Source organism: Pseudomonas fluorescens, assembly GCF_003732425.1.
Classification (GTDB): Bacteria; Pseudomonadota; Gammaproteobacteria; order Pseudomonadales; family Pseudomonadaceae; genus Aquipseudomonas; species Aquipseudomonas fluorescens_BE.
The window spans coordinates 309,239-323,526 of record NZ_MOBX01000015.1 but is presented as its reverse complement, the minus strand read 5'-3'; the positions used below and the strand labels follow the sequence as shown (position 1 = coordinate 323,526).

Annotated in this window: 14 protein-coding genes; 8 read left to right on the top strand and 6 right to left on the bottom strand. The window is 60.4% G+C overall.

Annotation, left to right across the window (positions count from 1 at the left end):
• The first annotated feature begins 2 nt into the window (after window positions 1-2).
• Window positions 3-545 (top strand): DUF2058 domain-containing protein, encoded by a 543-nt coding sequence (locus BK670_RS23470; RefSeq protein ID WP_038367495.1) that lies wholly within the window; start codon window positions 3-5, stop codon window positions 543-545.
• Window positions 546-615: 70 nt separating this feature from the next.
• On the opposite strand, the gene BK670_RS23465 is transcribed toward BK670_RS23470, so the two are convergent.
• The 6 genes from BK670_RS23465 to BK670_RS23440 form a co-directional block, all read right to left on the bottom strand.
• Entirely contained in the window at window positions 616-804 is a 189-nt protein-coding gene (locus tag BK670_RS23465) for a hypothetical protein (RefSeq protein WP_007917473.1), read from the bottom strand.
• Between the two features lie 390 nt (window positions 805-1,194).
• Window positions 1,195-2,415 (bottom strand): beta-ketoacyl-ACP synthase I, encoded by a 1,221-nt coding sequence (gene fabB / locus BK670_RS23460; protein ID WP_003227152.1) that lies wholly within the window; start codon window positions 2,413-2,415, stop codon window positions 1,195-1,197.
• Between the two features lie 11 nt (window positions 2,416-2,426).
• A complete protein-coding gene (fabA, locus tag BK670_RS23455; RefSeq protein WP_003227150.1) occupies window positions 2,427-2,942 on the bottom strand; it encodes a 3-hydroxyacyl-[acyl-carrier-protein] dehydratase FabA in 516 nt (171 codons plus the stop codon).
• Between the two features lie 247 nt (window positions 2,943-3,189).
• The gene (locus tag BK670_RS23450; protein WP_123453329.1) at window positions 3,190-5,094 is read right to left on the bottom strand and encodes an ATP-binding protein; all 1,905 of its coding nucleotides are present in this window, start codon (window positions 5,092-5,094) and stop codon (window positions 3,190-3,192) included.
• The gene (locus tag BK670_RS23445) at window positions 5,091-6,023 is read right to left on the bottom strand and encodes an ABC transporter substrate-binding protein (protein ID WP_123453327.1); all 933 of its coding nucleotides are present in this window, start codon (window positions 6,021-6,023) and stop codon (window positions 5,091-5,093) included. The genes BK670_RS23450 and BK670_RS23445 overlap by 4 nt, the downstream gene beginning before the upstream one ends.
• 1 nt (window position 6,024) lies before the next feature.
• On the bottom strand, window positions 6,025-8,148 hold the full coding sequence (locus BK670_RS23440; protein ID WP_123453325.1) for a TonB-dependent receptor plug domain-containing protein: 2,124 nt from the start codon (window positions 8,146-8,148) through the stop codon (window positions 6,025-6,027).
• A gap of 196 nt (window positions 8,149-8,344) precedes the next feature.
• Between BK670_RS23440 and BK670_RS23435 the strand changes: the two genes are divergently transcribed.
• From BK670_RS23435 to BK670_RS23405, 7 genes are all read left to right on the top strand, one after another.
• Entirely contained in the window at window positions 8,345-9,370 is a 1,026-nt protein-coding gene (locus tag BK670_RS23435; RefSeq protein ID WP_123453323.1) for an NAD(P)H-dependent glycerol-3-phosphate dehydrogenase, read from the top strand.
• A gap of 19 nt (window positions 9,371-9,389) precedes the next feature.
• Window positions 9,390-9,737 carry a DUF4389 domain-containing protein gene (locus BK670_RS23430; protein WP_123453321.1) on the top strand — a complete coding sequence of 116 codons (348 nt, stop codon included), beginning with the start codon at window positions 9,390-9,392 and terminating at the stop codon, window positions 9,735-9,737.
• Complete coding sequence (gene sixA / locus BK670_RS23425) at window positions 9,734-10,186, top strand: phosphohistidine phosphatase SixA (RefSeq protein WP_123453319.1); 453 nt, start codon at window positions 9,734-9,736, stop codon at window positions 10,184-10,186. The genes BK670_RS23430 and sixA overlap by 4 nt, the downstream gene beginning before the upstream one ends.
• A gap of 167 nt (window positions 10,187-10,353) precedes the next feature.
• Complete coding sequence (locus tag BK670_RS23420; RefSeq protein ID WP_123453317.1) at window positions 10,354-12,009, top strand: AMP-binding protein; 1,656 nt, start codon at window positions 10,354-10,356, stop codon at window positions 12,007-12,009.
• A gap of 31 nt (window positions 12,010-12,040) precedes the next feature.
• Window positions 12,041-12,484, top strand: a complete 444-nt coding sequence (locus tag BK670_RS23415) for a hotdog fold thioesterase (RefSeq protein ID WP_008087813.1) — start codon at window positions 12,041-12,043, stop codon at window positions 12,482-12,484.
• 120 nt (window positions 12,485-12,604) lie between these two features.
• Entirely contained in the window at window positions 12,605-13,411 is an 807-nt protein-coding gene (locus BK670_RS23410) for an alpha/beta fold hydrolase (RefSeq protein ID WP_123453315.1), read from the top strand.
• Window positions 13,408-14,262 (top strand): alpha/beta hydrolase, encoded by an 855-nt coding sequence (locus tag BK670_RS23405; RefSeq protein ID WP_034155823.1) that lies wholly within the window; start codon window positions 13,408-13,410, stop codon window positions 14,260-14,262. The genes BK670_RS23410 and BK670_RS23405 overlap by 4 nt, the downstream gene beginning before the upstream one ends.
• Window positions 14,263-14,288 lie beyond the last annotated feature (26 nt).

Genomic DNA, 14,288 nt, shown 5'->3' with positions numbered 1-14,288 from the left:
CCATGAGTATTTCCCTTCGCGACCAGTTGCTCAAAGCAGGCCTGGTCAACCAAAAGCAGGCCAAACAGGTCAGCAAGGACAAGCAGAAACAGCAGCGTCTGGCGCACAAAGGCCAGATCGAACTGGATGACTCGCAACAGCGTGCCGCTCAGGAAGCCATGGCCGAGAAGGTCAAGCGCGACCAGGAGCTGAACCGTCAGCAGAAAGAGAAAGCCGAAGCCAAGGCGCGTGCTGCGCAGGTCAAGCAGTTGATCGAAGTCTCGCGTCTGCCAAAGCTGACCACCGAGGACTACTACAACTTCGTCGATGACAAGAAGGTCAAGCGCATCTCGGTCAACACGCTGATGCGCAACAAGCTCAGCAGCGGTTCGCTGGCGATCGTGCACCATGCCGGCGGCTACGAAGTGATCCCGCGTGAAGCGGCCCTGAAGATCCAGGAGCGCGATCCACAGCGCATCGTCCAGCTCAACGTGCAGACCGAAGAGGTCAGCAGCGAGGACGATCCGTACGCGGCGTATCAGATCCCTGATGATCTGATGTGGTAAATCGATAAAGCTGTAACAACGACAAACCCCGCTCATGGCGGGGTTTGTCGTATTCAATGCTGTGGTTTAATCAGGCGGATTTCAGATCCCGCTGCTGTTCTTGCACTTCCAGTTCGGCCTTGTAGTTGTGGGCGTCGATCTCGTTGTGGAACATGCCGACCAGCAAGTCTTGTTGATGCACATCCCAGATGCGGATACCGGCGGCTACGCCTTCGTGGGACATGTGTGAATCGTCGCGTTCAGTTACTTTTACAGTCATCTGCTAGCTCCAAATCTCAAGTTATCTGCAGCAAGGCGTGTGCAGGACTCTTTTATAGGATTTGTTAGCCTGCTAAGTAAACGGCTTATTTGTGCAAGGCGTTGTTGCGTTTTTTGCAACAGTGCTACAGGCCGCGTAATCCGCGACATTCGGTCGCAGGGCGCAAAGTTTCATGACAGAAGTTTCATCTCCAGACCCACGCGATGCCCTGTGTAGGAGCTGCCGAAGGCTGCGATCTTTTGACTGTGATTTTTAAAAGACAAGATCAAAAGATCGCAGCCTTCGGCAGCTCCTACACATGGGGTTCGTGTCGGCCATGAGTTTTGCGCAGGCAAAAAAAACGCCCCGAACCAGTCGGGGCGTTTTCAGGTGTGGCTCAAGCGGGGGGAGTTATTTGCCTTCCCAGCGCTTCAGTACCAGCGTGGCGTTGGTGCCGCCGAAGCCGAAGCTGTTGCTCATCACGGTGTTGATGGTGGCGTTCTCGCGGGTCTTGGTCAGCACCGGCAGATCGGCCACTTCAGGGTCCAGCTCGTCGATGTTGGCGGAGCCGGCAATGAAGTTGCCTTCCATCATCAGCATGCAATAGATCGCTTCGTGAACGCCAGCGGCGCCCAGGGAGTGACCGGACAGGCTTTTGGTCGAGCTGATCGCCGGTGCCTTGTCGCCGAACACTTCACGCACACCTTTCATTTCCGCAACGTCGCCGACCGGAGTCGAGGTGCCGTGGGTGTTCAGGTAGTCGATCGGAGTATCAACGGTGGACATCGCCATCTGCATGCAGCGGATCGCGCCTTCGCCACTCGGGGCAACCATGTCGTAGCCGTCGGAGGTCGCGCCGTAGCCAACGATTTCCGCGTAGATTTTTGCGCCACGGGCCAGAGCGTGTTCCAGCTCTTCAACCACGACCATACCGCCACCGCCAGCAATGACGAAACCGTCACGGTCAGCGTCGTAGGCACGCGAAGCTTGTTCCGGGGTGTCGTTACGCTTGCTGGACAGAGCGCCCATCGCGTCGAACAGGAACGACTGGCTCCAGTGCTCTTCTTCACCGCCACCGGCGAAGACGATGTCCTGCTTGCCCATCTGGATCTGTTCCATGGCGGTACCGATGCAGTGAGCACTGGTGGCGCAGGCAGAAGCGATGGAGTAGTTCAGGCCCTTGATCTTGAAAGGCGTGGCCAGGCAAGCGGAAACGGTGCTGCTCATGGTCCGCGTTACACGGTACGGGCCAACGCGCTTCACGCCTTTCTCGCGCAGGATGTCCAGCGCTTCCATCTGGTTCAGCGTGGAAGCACCACCGGAACCAGCGATCAGGCCGGTACGCGGGTTGGACACTTGCTCTTCGGTCAGGCCGGAGTCAGCAATGGCGTCTTTCATGGCCAGGTAGGCGTATGCCGCTGCATGGCCGACGAAGCGATAGATCTTGCGATCGATCAGTTCTTCAAGGTTGAGGTCGATGGAGCCGGAAACCTGGCTACGCAGACCCATTTCAGCATATTCCGGGTTGAACCGGATGCCAGGGCGGCTTGCACGCAGGTTAGCGGAGACGGTCTCTTTGTCATTGCCCAGGCACGAAACAATGCCCAGACCAGTGATAACGACGCGGCGCATGCGAATAACCCTTAGAAGTTGTCAGTGGAGGTGAACACGCCGACGCGAAGGCCTTCGGCGGTGTAGATTTCGCGACCGTCGACAGTCACCGAACCATCGGCGATGGCCAGGTTCAGCTTGCCCTTGAGGACGCGTTTGATATGAATGTTGTAGGTGACTTTCTTGGCGGTCGGCAGGACCTGGCCGAAGAATTTCACTTCGCCCGAACCCAGCGCACGGCCGCGGCCCGGCAGGCCTTGCCAGCCCAGGAAGAAGCCGACCAGTTGCCACATGGCATCCAGACCCAGGCAGCCCGGCATCACCGGATCGCCTTCGAAGTGGCAAGCGAAGAACCACAGGTCAGGGTTGATATCCAGCTCGGCGACCAATTCACCTTTGCCGTACTTGCCGCCTTCTTCACTGATCAGGGTGATGCGATCGACCATCAGCATGTTCGGGGCGGGCAGTTGCGCGTTACCTGGGCCGAACAGCTCACCGCGACTGCAGCGCAGCAGATCTTCCCGAGTAAAGGCGTTTTGTTTGGTCATGCGAGCTCCTCAATAATCCCATGCGGCAGGTGGGCCAAATCTTCCCGACCGTTCGAAGCGTTCATGCCTCGAACCGGCAGCCTACTCATAGACTATTGCGTTGTGGTGAAAGTCACAGCACCAAGGACATGAATGTACACTTGTGCACTGAAATTTTTATTCAAGCCCCTTTTGAGGCTTGTTCGGGTGCCTAAGACTGCCGCACTTTCGCTTTTCACGCCAGTCGCAGATGGTCGAAAAACCGTCACTACTGCACCCAGCGCTGCAGAATCTGTTGTAGGTCGTTACGTTTGAACGGCTTCGCCAGATAATCGTTCATGCCTGCCGACAGGCAGGTTTCGCGGTCGCCCTGCAGCGCGTTGGCGGTCAGCGCGATGATCGGCACGTCGCTGCGTCCGGGCAGCAGACGGATCTGCCGGGTGGCCTCGTAGCCATCGATGATCGGCAACCGGCAATCCATCAGAATCACTTCAAAGTCGCTGCCCTCGGCACTGCGCACGGCCTGCGCGCCGTCGGTGGCGACACTGACAGTAAAGCCCAGACTGCGCAGCATCGCCTCGATAACCGTCTGGTTCACCGGATTGTCTTCGACCAGCAAGACATTGCGTCCTTCGCCATGCCCGTTGCCGTTCAGTGCACGCGGCGCGGCCAGTGACGGCAGCGCCTGTTTATAGAGTGCCAGCGGGATCTCCAGGGTGAACACCGAACCGCGACCTTCCTCGCTCTGCGCGCGCAAGGTGCCGCCCATGCGTTCAGCCAGCGTCCGGGCGATCGGCAAACCCAGGCCGGTGCCGCCGTAACGTCGAGAAATCGAACTGTCGGCCTGCTGGAACGCGTTGAACATCAGCTCCAGGCTCTCGGACGAAATACCGATACCGCTGTCGCGCACCGAGCAGGTGAACCACAGCAATTCGTGATCCAGCGATTGCCACTGCGCCTCGATGCTGACCCGGCCCTGTTCGGTGAACTTCAGCGCATTGCCGACCAGGTTGACCAGAATCTGCCGGATCCGCGTCGGATCGCCCTGCACCTGCAACCCGCGCATGTCGTCCGGGATCCGCAGATTCAGCGCCAGACCGCGTTGCACCGCGCTGTGCTGGAACGACTGCGCGCAGGCGCCGATCAGTTCGGCGAGGTTGAACGGGATGTGCTCCAGTTCCAGCTCCGAACGTTCGATGCGCGAGAAGTCGAGAATGTCGTTGATGACTTTCAGCAGGTGTTCAGTGGACTCCGAGGCGAGCGCGGCGTATTCGACTTGCTCCTCGGTCATCTCGGTGGTTTCCAGCAGTTGCAGCATGCCCAGCACGCCGTTCATGGGCGTGCGCAATTCATGGCTCATCATCGCCAGAAAGTCCGACTTGGCGTTGTTGGCCTTCTCCGCTTCCTCGCGGGTCTGAATCAGTTGCGCCATGGCTTGGTGCTGCTCACGGCTGGCCTGTTCCAGCGCCTGGGCGAGGTTGTTGATGTGCTGCGACAGCGCGCCCAATTCAGTGTCATCGACAATCGGCAGCGGCGTTTTGTAATCGCCATCCTGAATCGCTTTGACCGCATCGCCGATATCGCGAATCGGCTGCGACAGGCTGCCGGCCAGGCGCCGCGCCAACACAAAGGTGAAGAGCAGGGCGAACAGCGCGAGAATCCCGGCCTTGAACAGAATCTCCTGCTGACGCTGGCTGAAGGCATCGTTGGACAGGCCAACTATCACCCGCCCCAGATAGTCCTCGCTGGTCCCGCCATTGCTGACCTTGCCGTCCTGAAAGAAATCATTGTGCAGGGCGATGCGTTGCAGGCGTATGGGGGCCTGGAACACTTCAACCTGATGCGGTCGACTGTGCGCGGCGGCGGGCTGCTCCACGTACACCAGGATCCGGTTGGCGCTGTCCTGTATTTCGAGAAAGCGCACGTTGGGCGTGGCCAGAGTCGCTTTGAGCAGGCTTTCCAGTACTTCGTTGTTGCCGGAAATCACCCCGTACTCGGTGGCGGGCGCCAGTTGGTTGGCGATCAGTTGGCCGGTGTGGTTCAGCTCCTGACGCAAATCCTGAATGCGCACGAAGGTGAAGAAGCTGATCAACAACAGGGTCAGCAACAACGCCGGGCCCAGGCTAATCAGCTGGGTGCGGGTATTGATGTCCCAACGGCGACGAAAACTCATGGGTGGCGTTCTCCTTCAGCCAGCGCACTGGCAACAGACGCGTCATTCAGCGGTTCGATACCCAGTGAACGAGCGACCTGCGCATTACTTGAGACTTTAAAACGTGCGGGATAGAGCGTTCGTGGCCAAGTGGCCGGCGGTTGGTCGAGCAAATGATCGAGCACGGCCAGCCAGTCGTTCTGATCGCTGTAGCTGCTGGCGAGACTGCCGGCGCGGACGAACGCCACGTTGGGACCGACCAGCGCCATTTGCCGTGAATAGCTGCTGAGCAGCAGGTTTTTCGCGGTTTTCGGGTTGTACAAGTCGGGGTCGTCGAGGCCGAGTAACACGTCGCTGTTTTTCAGCACGGTTTGCAGGGGGCGGCTGTCGTGGATGTTGTCCCAGGGCTGACTGACGATTTGCAGGTTCAGCGGCGCGGCGGCGAGGTTCAGTTCTTTGAGGAGGAATTCGCTGTGCTCATCGAAGAGCACGCCGATCCGCCGCGCCTGGGGCAGAATGCGCCGGATCAGCTGCAACTGGCGGCTCAGCGGTGGATCACTCCATAGCAGACTCAGGTGCGCCGGTTGCGCGCTGCCCAGGCGTTGACGGGCTTGCAGCCGACTGATGCGCAACACCAGCGTGGCCGGGCCGTGAGGTTCTTGCAGGCGCCAGTCGAGGCTCGGTAGATCGAGCAGGATCAGCCGCAGACTGGCCGGCAGTTTTCCCGGTGCCGGCAGACTGGCCAGCGGCTGGAAACGCACATTGTCGGTCGGGCGCAATTCGCTGAGTGCCTGGACGAATGCCTGCACGCCGGGACTTTCCTCGGCGCCGGTCAACAGAATATCGGCGGCCTGCACCGCCACGCCGTGCAGCCATGCGGTCAGAAACAGGCAAACCCCGGCCAGCCAATGGCCAAGGGTTGGCAGCTTCCGTGACGGCCCGTAGCGCATCCTAGAACTCCAGCTCGGCGCTGAAATACATCACCCGACGCTCGTCGTAATGGTTGTCGACGAAGGTAGTCGGCTCATGGTCGAGGCGCTGTTGCAGCACACCGGCCAGTTGCAGCTGGGCTTTGCCCAGCGGGATGCGTTTGGCGATACGCGTATCGACCCGTTCGAAACGGTAGCCGTTGAGCGCGTTGTCGCCGTAATAGAAGAGGGCGCTGTTCCAGCCATGGCCCCAATCGCGCAACCAGCCGGCCGACCCGCTGTTGCGCGAGGTGAATTGCTGGTCCAGCGGATTGCTCGCTTCGGCATCGACGAAGGCGTAGGTAAAACGCAAACGGTCGGCCAGGCTCACACGCCAGTCGAGCTGGGTTTCGGTGCCGCGAAACCGCGAGCTGTTGGCGTTGCTGGCGATGTATTGATTGTTGCGCAACGGCTCACTGATCATTCCGGTGATCTCGTCGTAGAACAGCTTCACATCGAGGGCCAGACCCAGCTCGGCGAAATAGCCGTTGTAGCCCAGTTCCCGCGAGCGCATGTGCTCCTGATCGAGATCGCCCGGGCCGCGCGTCTTGACGAAGTAACGCGCCGACGACTGGCCGTACGCCGAAGGCCGCAGGTTGCTGACCTGATAGCTCCAGTTGACGTTGTTCTCGAACATGTCCGGCGAGCGGATGGCCTCCGAGTACACCGCGCGCAGGCCGTGGCGCGGGTTGATCAGGTAATTGACGGCGAATCGCGGGGTCAGCGAGCTGCCGATCAGTTGCGTGTCTTCAAACATCGCGCCGCCCTGCAACAGCCAGTGCTCCGTGGCGCGCCATTCCAGTTGGCCGAACGCGCGCCACGTGGTGTCGTCCAGTGTGCCGTTGAAGTAGGTCTCGGAGTCGGCGCGGTCGTAACGATAGTTCATGCCGCTGACCAGACGCAGGCTGTCGGACAGGCTGAGGGTGTCCTGCAGTTCGAGGTCGTAGCGCGATTCCCGCGCGCTCTGATCAATGTCGCCGCACAGGGTTCGGCTGGCACCGTTGCGCCATTGCTCGAGTACCTGATTGGCCAGGGCCATTTCCTGCGGCGTGCCGGGCGCAGCGCCAGGGCCGGTGAACTGCGTAATGTTGCGCGCCAGGCGTTCGGTGTAATTCGGGTTGAGTTGCCACAGCTGTGTCAGCTCAGGGCTGAACGACACCTCGGCATCACAGGCGCGCCAGGTTTGCTGGCGATCCCAGTGTTGCGCCGAACCTTGTATATAGAGGCTGTGTTCGGGGTTGATGTCGAGGTTCCAGCGCACCGAACCGGCGTAGTCCTTGGCGACCACGTCGGAATTGTTCCCGGCGGCGGTAATCCCGGAGAAGACCGGACGGTAAGTGTACGGTCGCTGGTTTGTTCCGTCCTTCGCATTGACCTGCCAGTCGAGGCTCTGGTTGTCGCTGAGGGTGTGGCTGACCGCAAGACTGAAACGGTTCAAGCGCCGACTGTCACGGTAATCGGCGCCGCTGCGATCACTGTCGAAGCCGTCGTCCTCCTGCCCGGACAATGACAAGCGCAAATCACCGCCATTCCAGCCGGTGCCCTGGCTGGCGTAAAAGTCATTGATGCCGCGCTGACCACGGGTGTACTTCAGCCGTGTGCCGTGGCTGTCCGCCGGGTGACGGGTAATGATGTTGACCACCGCCATCAGCGCGTTGGCGCCGTAACTGACGGTGTTCGGGCCGCGAAACACTTCGATGCGCTCGATGTCTTCCATGGCCACCGGAATATCGCTCCAGTCCACCGTGGACAAACCGGCGCGGTACACCGAGCGGCCATCGATCAGCACCTGCATGCGCCGTGCTTCGCTGGCGTTGGTGCCGTGGTAATTGACCGCCGCCTGATTGCCGCTGATGTTGCCGACCATCATCCCCGGCACCAGTCGCAGCAGTTCACTGATGTCGCGGGCACCGCTGGCGTTGATCAATTCGCTGTCGAGTACGGTCATGCTCCCCGGCACTTCCGCGGGCGTCTGTTTCAGGCGCGTGGCGGTCAGCACCTGGGGCAGTGCTTCGTTGTCCATGAACAGGTCGTCCGCCATCAATACCGGGCTGAATAGCAGCGCCAGTAAGACGGACGAACGCGGGGACGCAGAGCCAAAAGACACGACACAACCTTGATAGCGAAGAATTGGCGCGCATGTTAACCGAGGGCAGCGACTTTTCCAGTCACGTTGCAGGCATTTTCCTAGGTTTTATTGGTCTTCTTCCTACAAGTGTCGGTAATTGACGCAGGGGCTGGCCGCGACCGGGTCGCCCCGTATAATGCCGGCATCGCCACTGGTATGGATTAACGGATTGCATATGACTGAACAGCGCCCGATTGCGGTCCTGGGAGGCGGAAGTTTTGGTACCGCCGTGGCCAATCTTTTGGCCGAGAACGGCCATCAAGTCCGGCAGTGGATGCGTGACCCCGAGCAGGCCGAGGCCATCCGGGTCAATCGCGAAAACCCGCGTTACCTCAAAGGCATCAAGATTCTGCCGGGGGTGACTGCCGTCACTGACCTGCAAGAAACCCTCGACGCCTGCGATTTGTGCTTTGTCGCGCTGCCGTCCAGCGCGTTGCGCACCGTACTCGCTCCCCACGCCGAGCGGTTGAGCGGCAAGATGCTGGTTAGTCTGACCAAAGGCATCGAAGCCCAAACCTTCAAACTGATGAGCCAGATTCTCGAAGAGATCGCCCCGCAGGCGCGCATCGGCGTGTTGTCCGGGCCGAACCTGGCGCGCGAGATTGCCGAGCACGCACTGACCGCCACCGTGGTCGCCAGCGAAGACGAAGAACTGTGTAAAGCCGTGCAGGCTGCGTTGCATGGTCGCACCTTCCGCGTTTACGCCAGCGCCGACCGGTTCGGCGTCGAGCTGGGCGGGGCGTTGAAAAACGTTTACGCGATCATCGCTGGCATGGCGGTGGCGCTGGAAATGGGTGAGAACACCAAAAGCATGCTGATCACCCGGGCATTGGCGGAGATGACCCGCTTTGCCGTGAATCAGGGCGCCAACCCGATGACCTTCCTCGGTCTGGCCGGTGTCGGCGATCTGATCGTGACCTGTTCGTCGCCGAAGAGTCGCAACTATCAAGTCGGTTTTGCGCTGGGTCAGGGCTTGAGTCTCGACGAAGCAGTGTCGCGTCTCGGTGAAGTCGCTGAAGGGGTCAACACCTTGAAGGTGCTCAAGGCCAAGTCCCAGGAGGTCGGCGTGTACATGCCGCTGGTCGCCGGGCTGCACGCGATCCTGTTCGAAGGACGCACGCTGGAGCAGGTGATTGGTCTACTGATGCGAGCCGAACCGAAAACCGACGTCGATTTTATTTCCACCAGCGGTTTCAACTGAAATCAGCACGGAGCAAGTCATGAACGATCCGAAAACCGAAGCCAAGTACGAATCCATCCTTCTGCGGGTGTTGTGGATGATCGTCTACGTGCTGGTCTGGCAAGTGGCGCAGTTCATCCTCGGCGCGGTGGTGCTGGTGCAGCTGATCTATCGTTTGATCTATGGCGCCCCGAGCGCCAGCCTGATGAACTTCGGCGACAGCCTGAGCCAGTTTCTGGCGCAAATCGGCCGCTTTGGCAGTTTCCACAGCGACCAGAAACCCTGGCCGTTCGCCGACTGGCCAACGCCGCGTGCCCCGGAAGGTGAAGCGCCACACGCCGTTGCCCCGGCGCCGCATCCGGTTCGAGATGAGGAACCCAAGCTATGAAACTCTGGGTATTGCGTCACGGTGAGGCCGTGCCTTACGGCTCATGCCCCGACTCCGAACGGGAGCTGACCGATCACGGTCGTCAAGAAGCCTTGAGCAGCGCCGCGCGATTGATCGGCCAGCCGCTGACGGCGATCTACGCCAGCCCTTATCTGCGCGCGCAACAGACTGCGCAGATTGTCCGTGAGGCGCTGGGTTTCGAGCCGGAGATTCGCACGGTCGAATGGCTGACGCCGGAGGTGGATCCGGACAAGGTTACCGATCAATTGGTGTCGGTGAGCAATGTGCTGCTGGTCAGCCACAACCCGTTGGTGGGCAATTTGCTCAGCTATCTGCAGCATGGCGCCGGGTATCCGCCGGAAAAGGTCAGCACCGCCGGCCTGGCTGAGCTGGAAAGCCCTGAGTTGCTGATCGGCTCGATGACCCTCAACAGCCTTAAACACCCTTAAAAGCAAAGATCGCAGCCTTCGGCAGCTCCTACAGGGGAATGCATTCCAATGTAGGAGCTGCCGAAGGCTGCGATCTTTTGATCTCGTTTCTTTTGGTAAAAAATCCAACCAAGCACTTGCTTGGTTGACTACGCTTGCTCCAGACCCAAAAAACAGGAGCGAGTCGCATGTCTGCTGCCTTCCGATTGCCGCTGGACGTGTTTTACGAACGCGAGGCCCGGCATCCGCGCCAGCGCTTTCTGGTGCAGCCCATCGGTGGCGGGCAGGTCGAGACCCTGACCTGGGCCGATGTCGGCCATCAGGCCCGTTGCGCCGCGCATTGGTTGCGTGCGCGGGAGTTGCCGCAGGGCAGCCACATTGCCCTGATCTCGAAAAACTGCGCGCACTGGATCATCGCCGACCTGGCGATATGGATGGCCGGGCACGTCTCCGTTCCGTTGTATCCCAACCTCACCGCCGACTCCGTTGCGCAAGTCCTCAATCACTCGGAAAGCGCGCTGGCCTTCATCGGCAAACTCGACGACTGGTCGGGCATGTCCAAAGGCATTCCAGCAGATCTGCCGACCATCAGCCTGCCACTGCACCCGACCGGGGATTTCGATTTCAGTTGGGCCGACTTGCAGCGCAGCTCACCGATTCAGGACGATCCGCGTCCGGCCGCCGAGCAACTGGCGACGATCATCTACACCTCCGGCACCACCGGGTTGCCCAAAGGCGTGATGCACAGTTTCGCCAATCTCGGTTTCGCCACCACGCGCGGCACGCAATTGTTCGGGCTTAACGAAAACGACCGGCTACTGTCGTACTTGCCGCTGTGTCACGTTGCCGAGCGCATGTTCGTGGAACTGGCGTCGATCTACACCGGGCAGACGGTGTTCTTCGCCGAGAGCCTCGAGACCTTTATCACTGACTTGCAGCGAGCGCGACCGACCGCGATGTTCGGCGTGCCGCGTATCTGGACCAAATTCCAGATGGGCGTGTACAGCAAGATCCCGGCGAAGCGTCTGGATTTTCTTCTCGGGCTGCCATTCATTGGCAAGCGCGTTGGTCACAAAGTACTGGCCGGCCTGGGGCTGGATGCCTTGCGCGTGGCGTTGTCCGGTGCCGCGCCGGTGCCGCAGACCTTGCTCGCCTGGTATCAGAAACTCGGTCTCGATGTACTGGAGGTCTACGGCATGACCGAGAGTTGCGGCTACTCGCACATCTGCTTGCCGGGGCAGTACAAACAGGGCTGGATCGGCAAGCCGTGCCCGGATGTCGAAGTGCGTATCGATGAGTCGGGTGAGGTGCAGGTGCGCAGTCAGGCGAACATGCTCGGCTACTTCAAGGAGCCGCAGAAAACCGCCGAAACGTTGACCGAGGACGGTTTTCTGCGCACTGGCGACAAGGGCGAGCAGGATGCAGAAGGGCGCCTGCGCCTGACCGGCCGGCTCAAAGAGATTTTCAAGACCAGCAAAGGCAAATACGTCGCCCCGGCACCGATCGAAAATCGTCTGGCGGTGCATTCACGGATTGAACAGGTGTGTGTGGTGGGGGACGGGTTGAGTGCGCCGTTGGGTTTGTGTGTGTTGTCGAGCGTCAATCAGGAAGAGGGGCGGGCGAGCCTGCATTCGAGCCTGGAAAAACTCCTGGAGGAGGTCAATGCCGTACTCGACAAGCATGAACGCCTGCGCCGTCTGGTGGTGGTCAAGGACAGTTGGGCAGTCGAGAACGGCTTCCTCACGCCGACCCTGAAGATCAAGCGCAACGTCATCGAAGACACCTATGGCGCGCGTTTCGAAGAATGGAGCGAGCGCAGCGAGGCGGTGCTGTGGCAGGATTGAGCGACCACTAAAACAGCAAAGGAAGTCTGCGATGAGCTTGTGGCGTACCACTCCCGACATCGAGCAGTTGAACGCAATCCAGAAGAACACCATCGGCGAAGTGCTGGACATCCGCTTCGAAGCGTTCGACGAAGAATCACTGACCGCGAGCATGGTCATCGACCATCGTACCCATCAGCCCTACGGTTTGCTGCACGGCGGCGCCTCGGTGGTGCTGGCGGAAACCGTCGGTTCGATGGCCAGTTATCTGTGCATCGATGCCAGCAAGTTTTATTGCGTGGGGCTTGAGATCAACGCCAACCATTTGCGCGGCTTGCGCAGTGGCCGGGTGACGGCGGTGGCCAAGCCGATTCATATCGGTCGCACCACCCATGTGTGGGATATCCGTTTGACCAGCGACGAGGGCAAGGCCAGTTGCGTGTCGCGGTTGACCATGGCGGTTGTGCCGTTGGGTGAGCAGCCGCCGGCGCGTTGATTACCGATTTGCCCATAGCTTTGACCTGACTGTCATCATTCCTGGCAGTTACGGTCATTGCTGTAAGACGCGGTCTTGCGGACAATCAACGCCACGTTTCCCGCCCATGGATTTGCCCGCATGTCGCAACCGATCTTTTTCGCCCACGCCAACGGTTTCCCTTCGGGCACCTATGGCAAATTGTTCGCGGCGTTGGCGCCCGAGTACCGGGTCGCGCATCTGGAGCAGCATGCCCATGACCCGCGTTTCCCGGCGGATGACAATTGGTACAACCTCGTCGACGAGTTGATCCACCATTTGCAGCAACAGGATCAGCCGGTGTGGGGCGTCGGCCATTCTTTCGGCGGCGTCCTGCATTTGCACGCGGCGCTGCGTTGTCCTGAGCTGTATCGCGGCGTAGTGATGCTCGATTCGCCAGTGCTGACCCGTACCGATCAATGGGTGATCCGCGCCGCCAAGCGTTTTGGATTTATCGACAGACTGACCCCGGCGGGGCGCACCCTTGGCCGCCGTGAAGAGTTCGCCGATCTCGACAGTGCGCGCCGCTATTTTTCCGGCAAGACCTTGTTCCGTGGTTTCGATCCGGAGTGTTTCGACGCTTACCTGCAACACGGTTTGCACCAGGTGGGTGACAAACTGCGTCTGCGCTTCGACCCGGCCACCGAGATCAGCATCTATCGCGGCGTGCCGCACACCAGCCCTGGCCGCACCCGGCAATTGCAGGTGCCGCTGGCGGTGGTGCGCGGGCACAAGAGCCGCGTGGTCATGCGCCATCACACCCGTTTCGTTTCGCGTCTGGCCCAAGGCGAGGCGCTGAGCATGCCCGGTGGCCACATGTTCCCGCTTGAGCGGCCGCAGGACACCGCGCGGTTGTTGAAGAATCTGTTTACCCGGTGGGAAAACCGTCAGGACAAGGATTGCGCATGAGTCCGACTTTCGAAGAAGTGCGCCTGAGCCTGCCGCATATCGAACTGGCCGCGCATTTGTTCGGCCCCGAGGACGGTGTGCCGGTCATCGCGCTGCATGGCTGGCTCGACAACGCCAACAGCTTCGCCCGGCTGGCGCCGAAGCTCAAAGGCCTGCGCATCATCGCTTTGGACATGGCCGGTCACGGGCACTCCGGACACCGGCCGAACGGCGCCGGCTATGCGCTGTGGGATTACGCCCATGACGTGCTGCAAGTCGCCGAGCAACTGGGCTGGAAGCGTTTCGGCCTGCTTGGGCATTCCATGGGCGCGATTGTTTCGCTGGTGCTGGCGGGGTCGTTGCCGGAGCGCATCAGCCATCTGGCGTTGATCGACGGTGTGATTCCGCCTACAGACAAAGGCGAAAACGCTGCCGAGCGCATGGGCATGGCCCTGCAAGCGCAACTGGATCTACGCGAAAAGCGCAAACCGGTCTACAACACCCTCGACCGCGCCATCGAAGCGCGCATGAAGGGGTTGGTGGCGGTCAGTCGTGAGGCGGCTGAATTGTTGGCCCAGCGCGGTCTGATGCCGGTGCCCGGCGGTTACACCTGGCGCACCGACAATCGCCTGACCCTGCCATCGCCGCTGCGCCTGACCCAGGAACAAGCAATGGCGTTCGCGCTGCGGGTCAGTTGCCCGGCGCACTTGGTGGTTGCAGCTGACGGCATGCTGGCCAAACATCCCGAACTGCTGGAGCGTCTACCCTTTAGCCGGGAACAGCTGGCAGGCGGGCACCATTTGCACCTGAACGACGAGGCCGGCGCCGACCTTGTCGCAGACTGTTTCAATCGGTTCTTCGCCATTCCTTGACTTGCTGCGGGCAACTGTCGAGGCTG

Excerpts from the sequence above, each read along its gene's own strand:
- BK670_RS23470 (WP_038367495.1), top strand. The coding sequence starts at position 3 with ATGAGTATTTCCCTTCGCGACCAGTTGCTCAAAGCAGGCCTGGTCAAC.
- BK670_RS23465 (WP_007917473.1), bottom strand. The coding sequence starts at position 804 with ATGACTGTAAAAGTAACTGAACGCGACGATTCACACATGTCCCACGAA.
- fabB (WP_003227152.1), bottom strand. The coding sequence starts at position 2,415 with ATGCGCCGCGTCGTTATCACTGGTCTGGGCATTGTTTCGTGCCTGGGC.
- fabA (WP_003227150.1), bottom strand. The coding sequence starts at position 2,942 with ATGACCAAACAAAACGCCTTTACTCGGGAAGATCTGCTGCGCTGCAGT.
- BK670_RS23450 (WP_123453329.1), bottom strand. The coding sequence starts at position 5,094 with ATGAGTTTTCGTCGCCGTTGGGACATCAATACCCGCACCCAGCTGATT.
- BK670_RS23445 (WP_123453327.1), bottom strand. The coding sequence starts at position 6,023 with ATGCGCTACGGGCCGTCACGGAAGCTGCCAACCCTTGGCCATTGGCTG.
- BK670_RS23435 (WP_123453323.1), top strand. The coding sequence starts at position 8,345 with ATGACTGAACAGCGCCCGATTGCGGTCCTGGGAGGCGGAAGTTTTGGT.
- BK670_RS23430 (WP_123453321.1), top strand. The coding sequence starts at position 9,390 with ATGAACGATCCGAAAACCGAAGCCAAGTACGAATCCATCCTTCTGCGG.
- sixA (WP_123453319.1), top strand. The coding sequence starts at position 9,734 with ATGAAACTCTGGGTATTGCGTCACGGTGAGGCCGTGCCTTACGGCTCA.
- BK670_RS23420 (WP_123453317.1), top strand. The coding sequence starts at position 10,354 with ATGTCTGCTGCCTTCCGATTGCCGCTGGACGTGTTTTACGAACGCGAG.
- BK670_RS23415 (WP_008087813.1), top strand. The coding sequence starts at position 12,041 with ATGAGCTTGTGGCGTACCACTCCCGACATCGAGCAGTTGAACGCAATC.
- BK670_RS23410 (WP_123453315.1), top strand. The coding sequence starts at position 12,605 with ATGTCGCAACCGATCTTTTTCGCCCACGCCAACGGTTTCCCTTCGGGC.
- BK670_RS23405 (WP_034155823.1), top strand. The coding sequence starts at position 13,408 with ATGAGTCCGACTTTCGAAGAAGTGCGCCTGAGCCTGCCGCATATCGAA.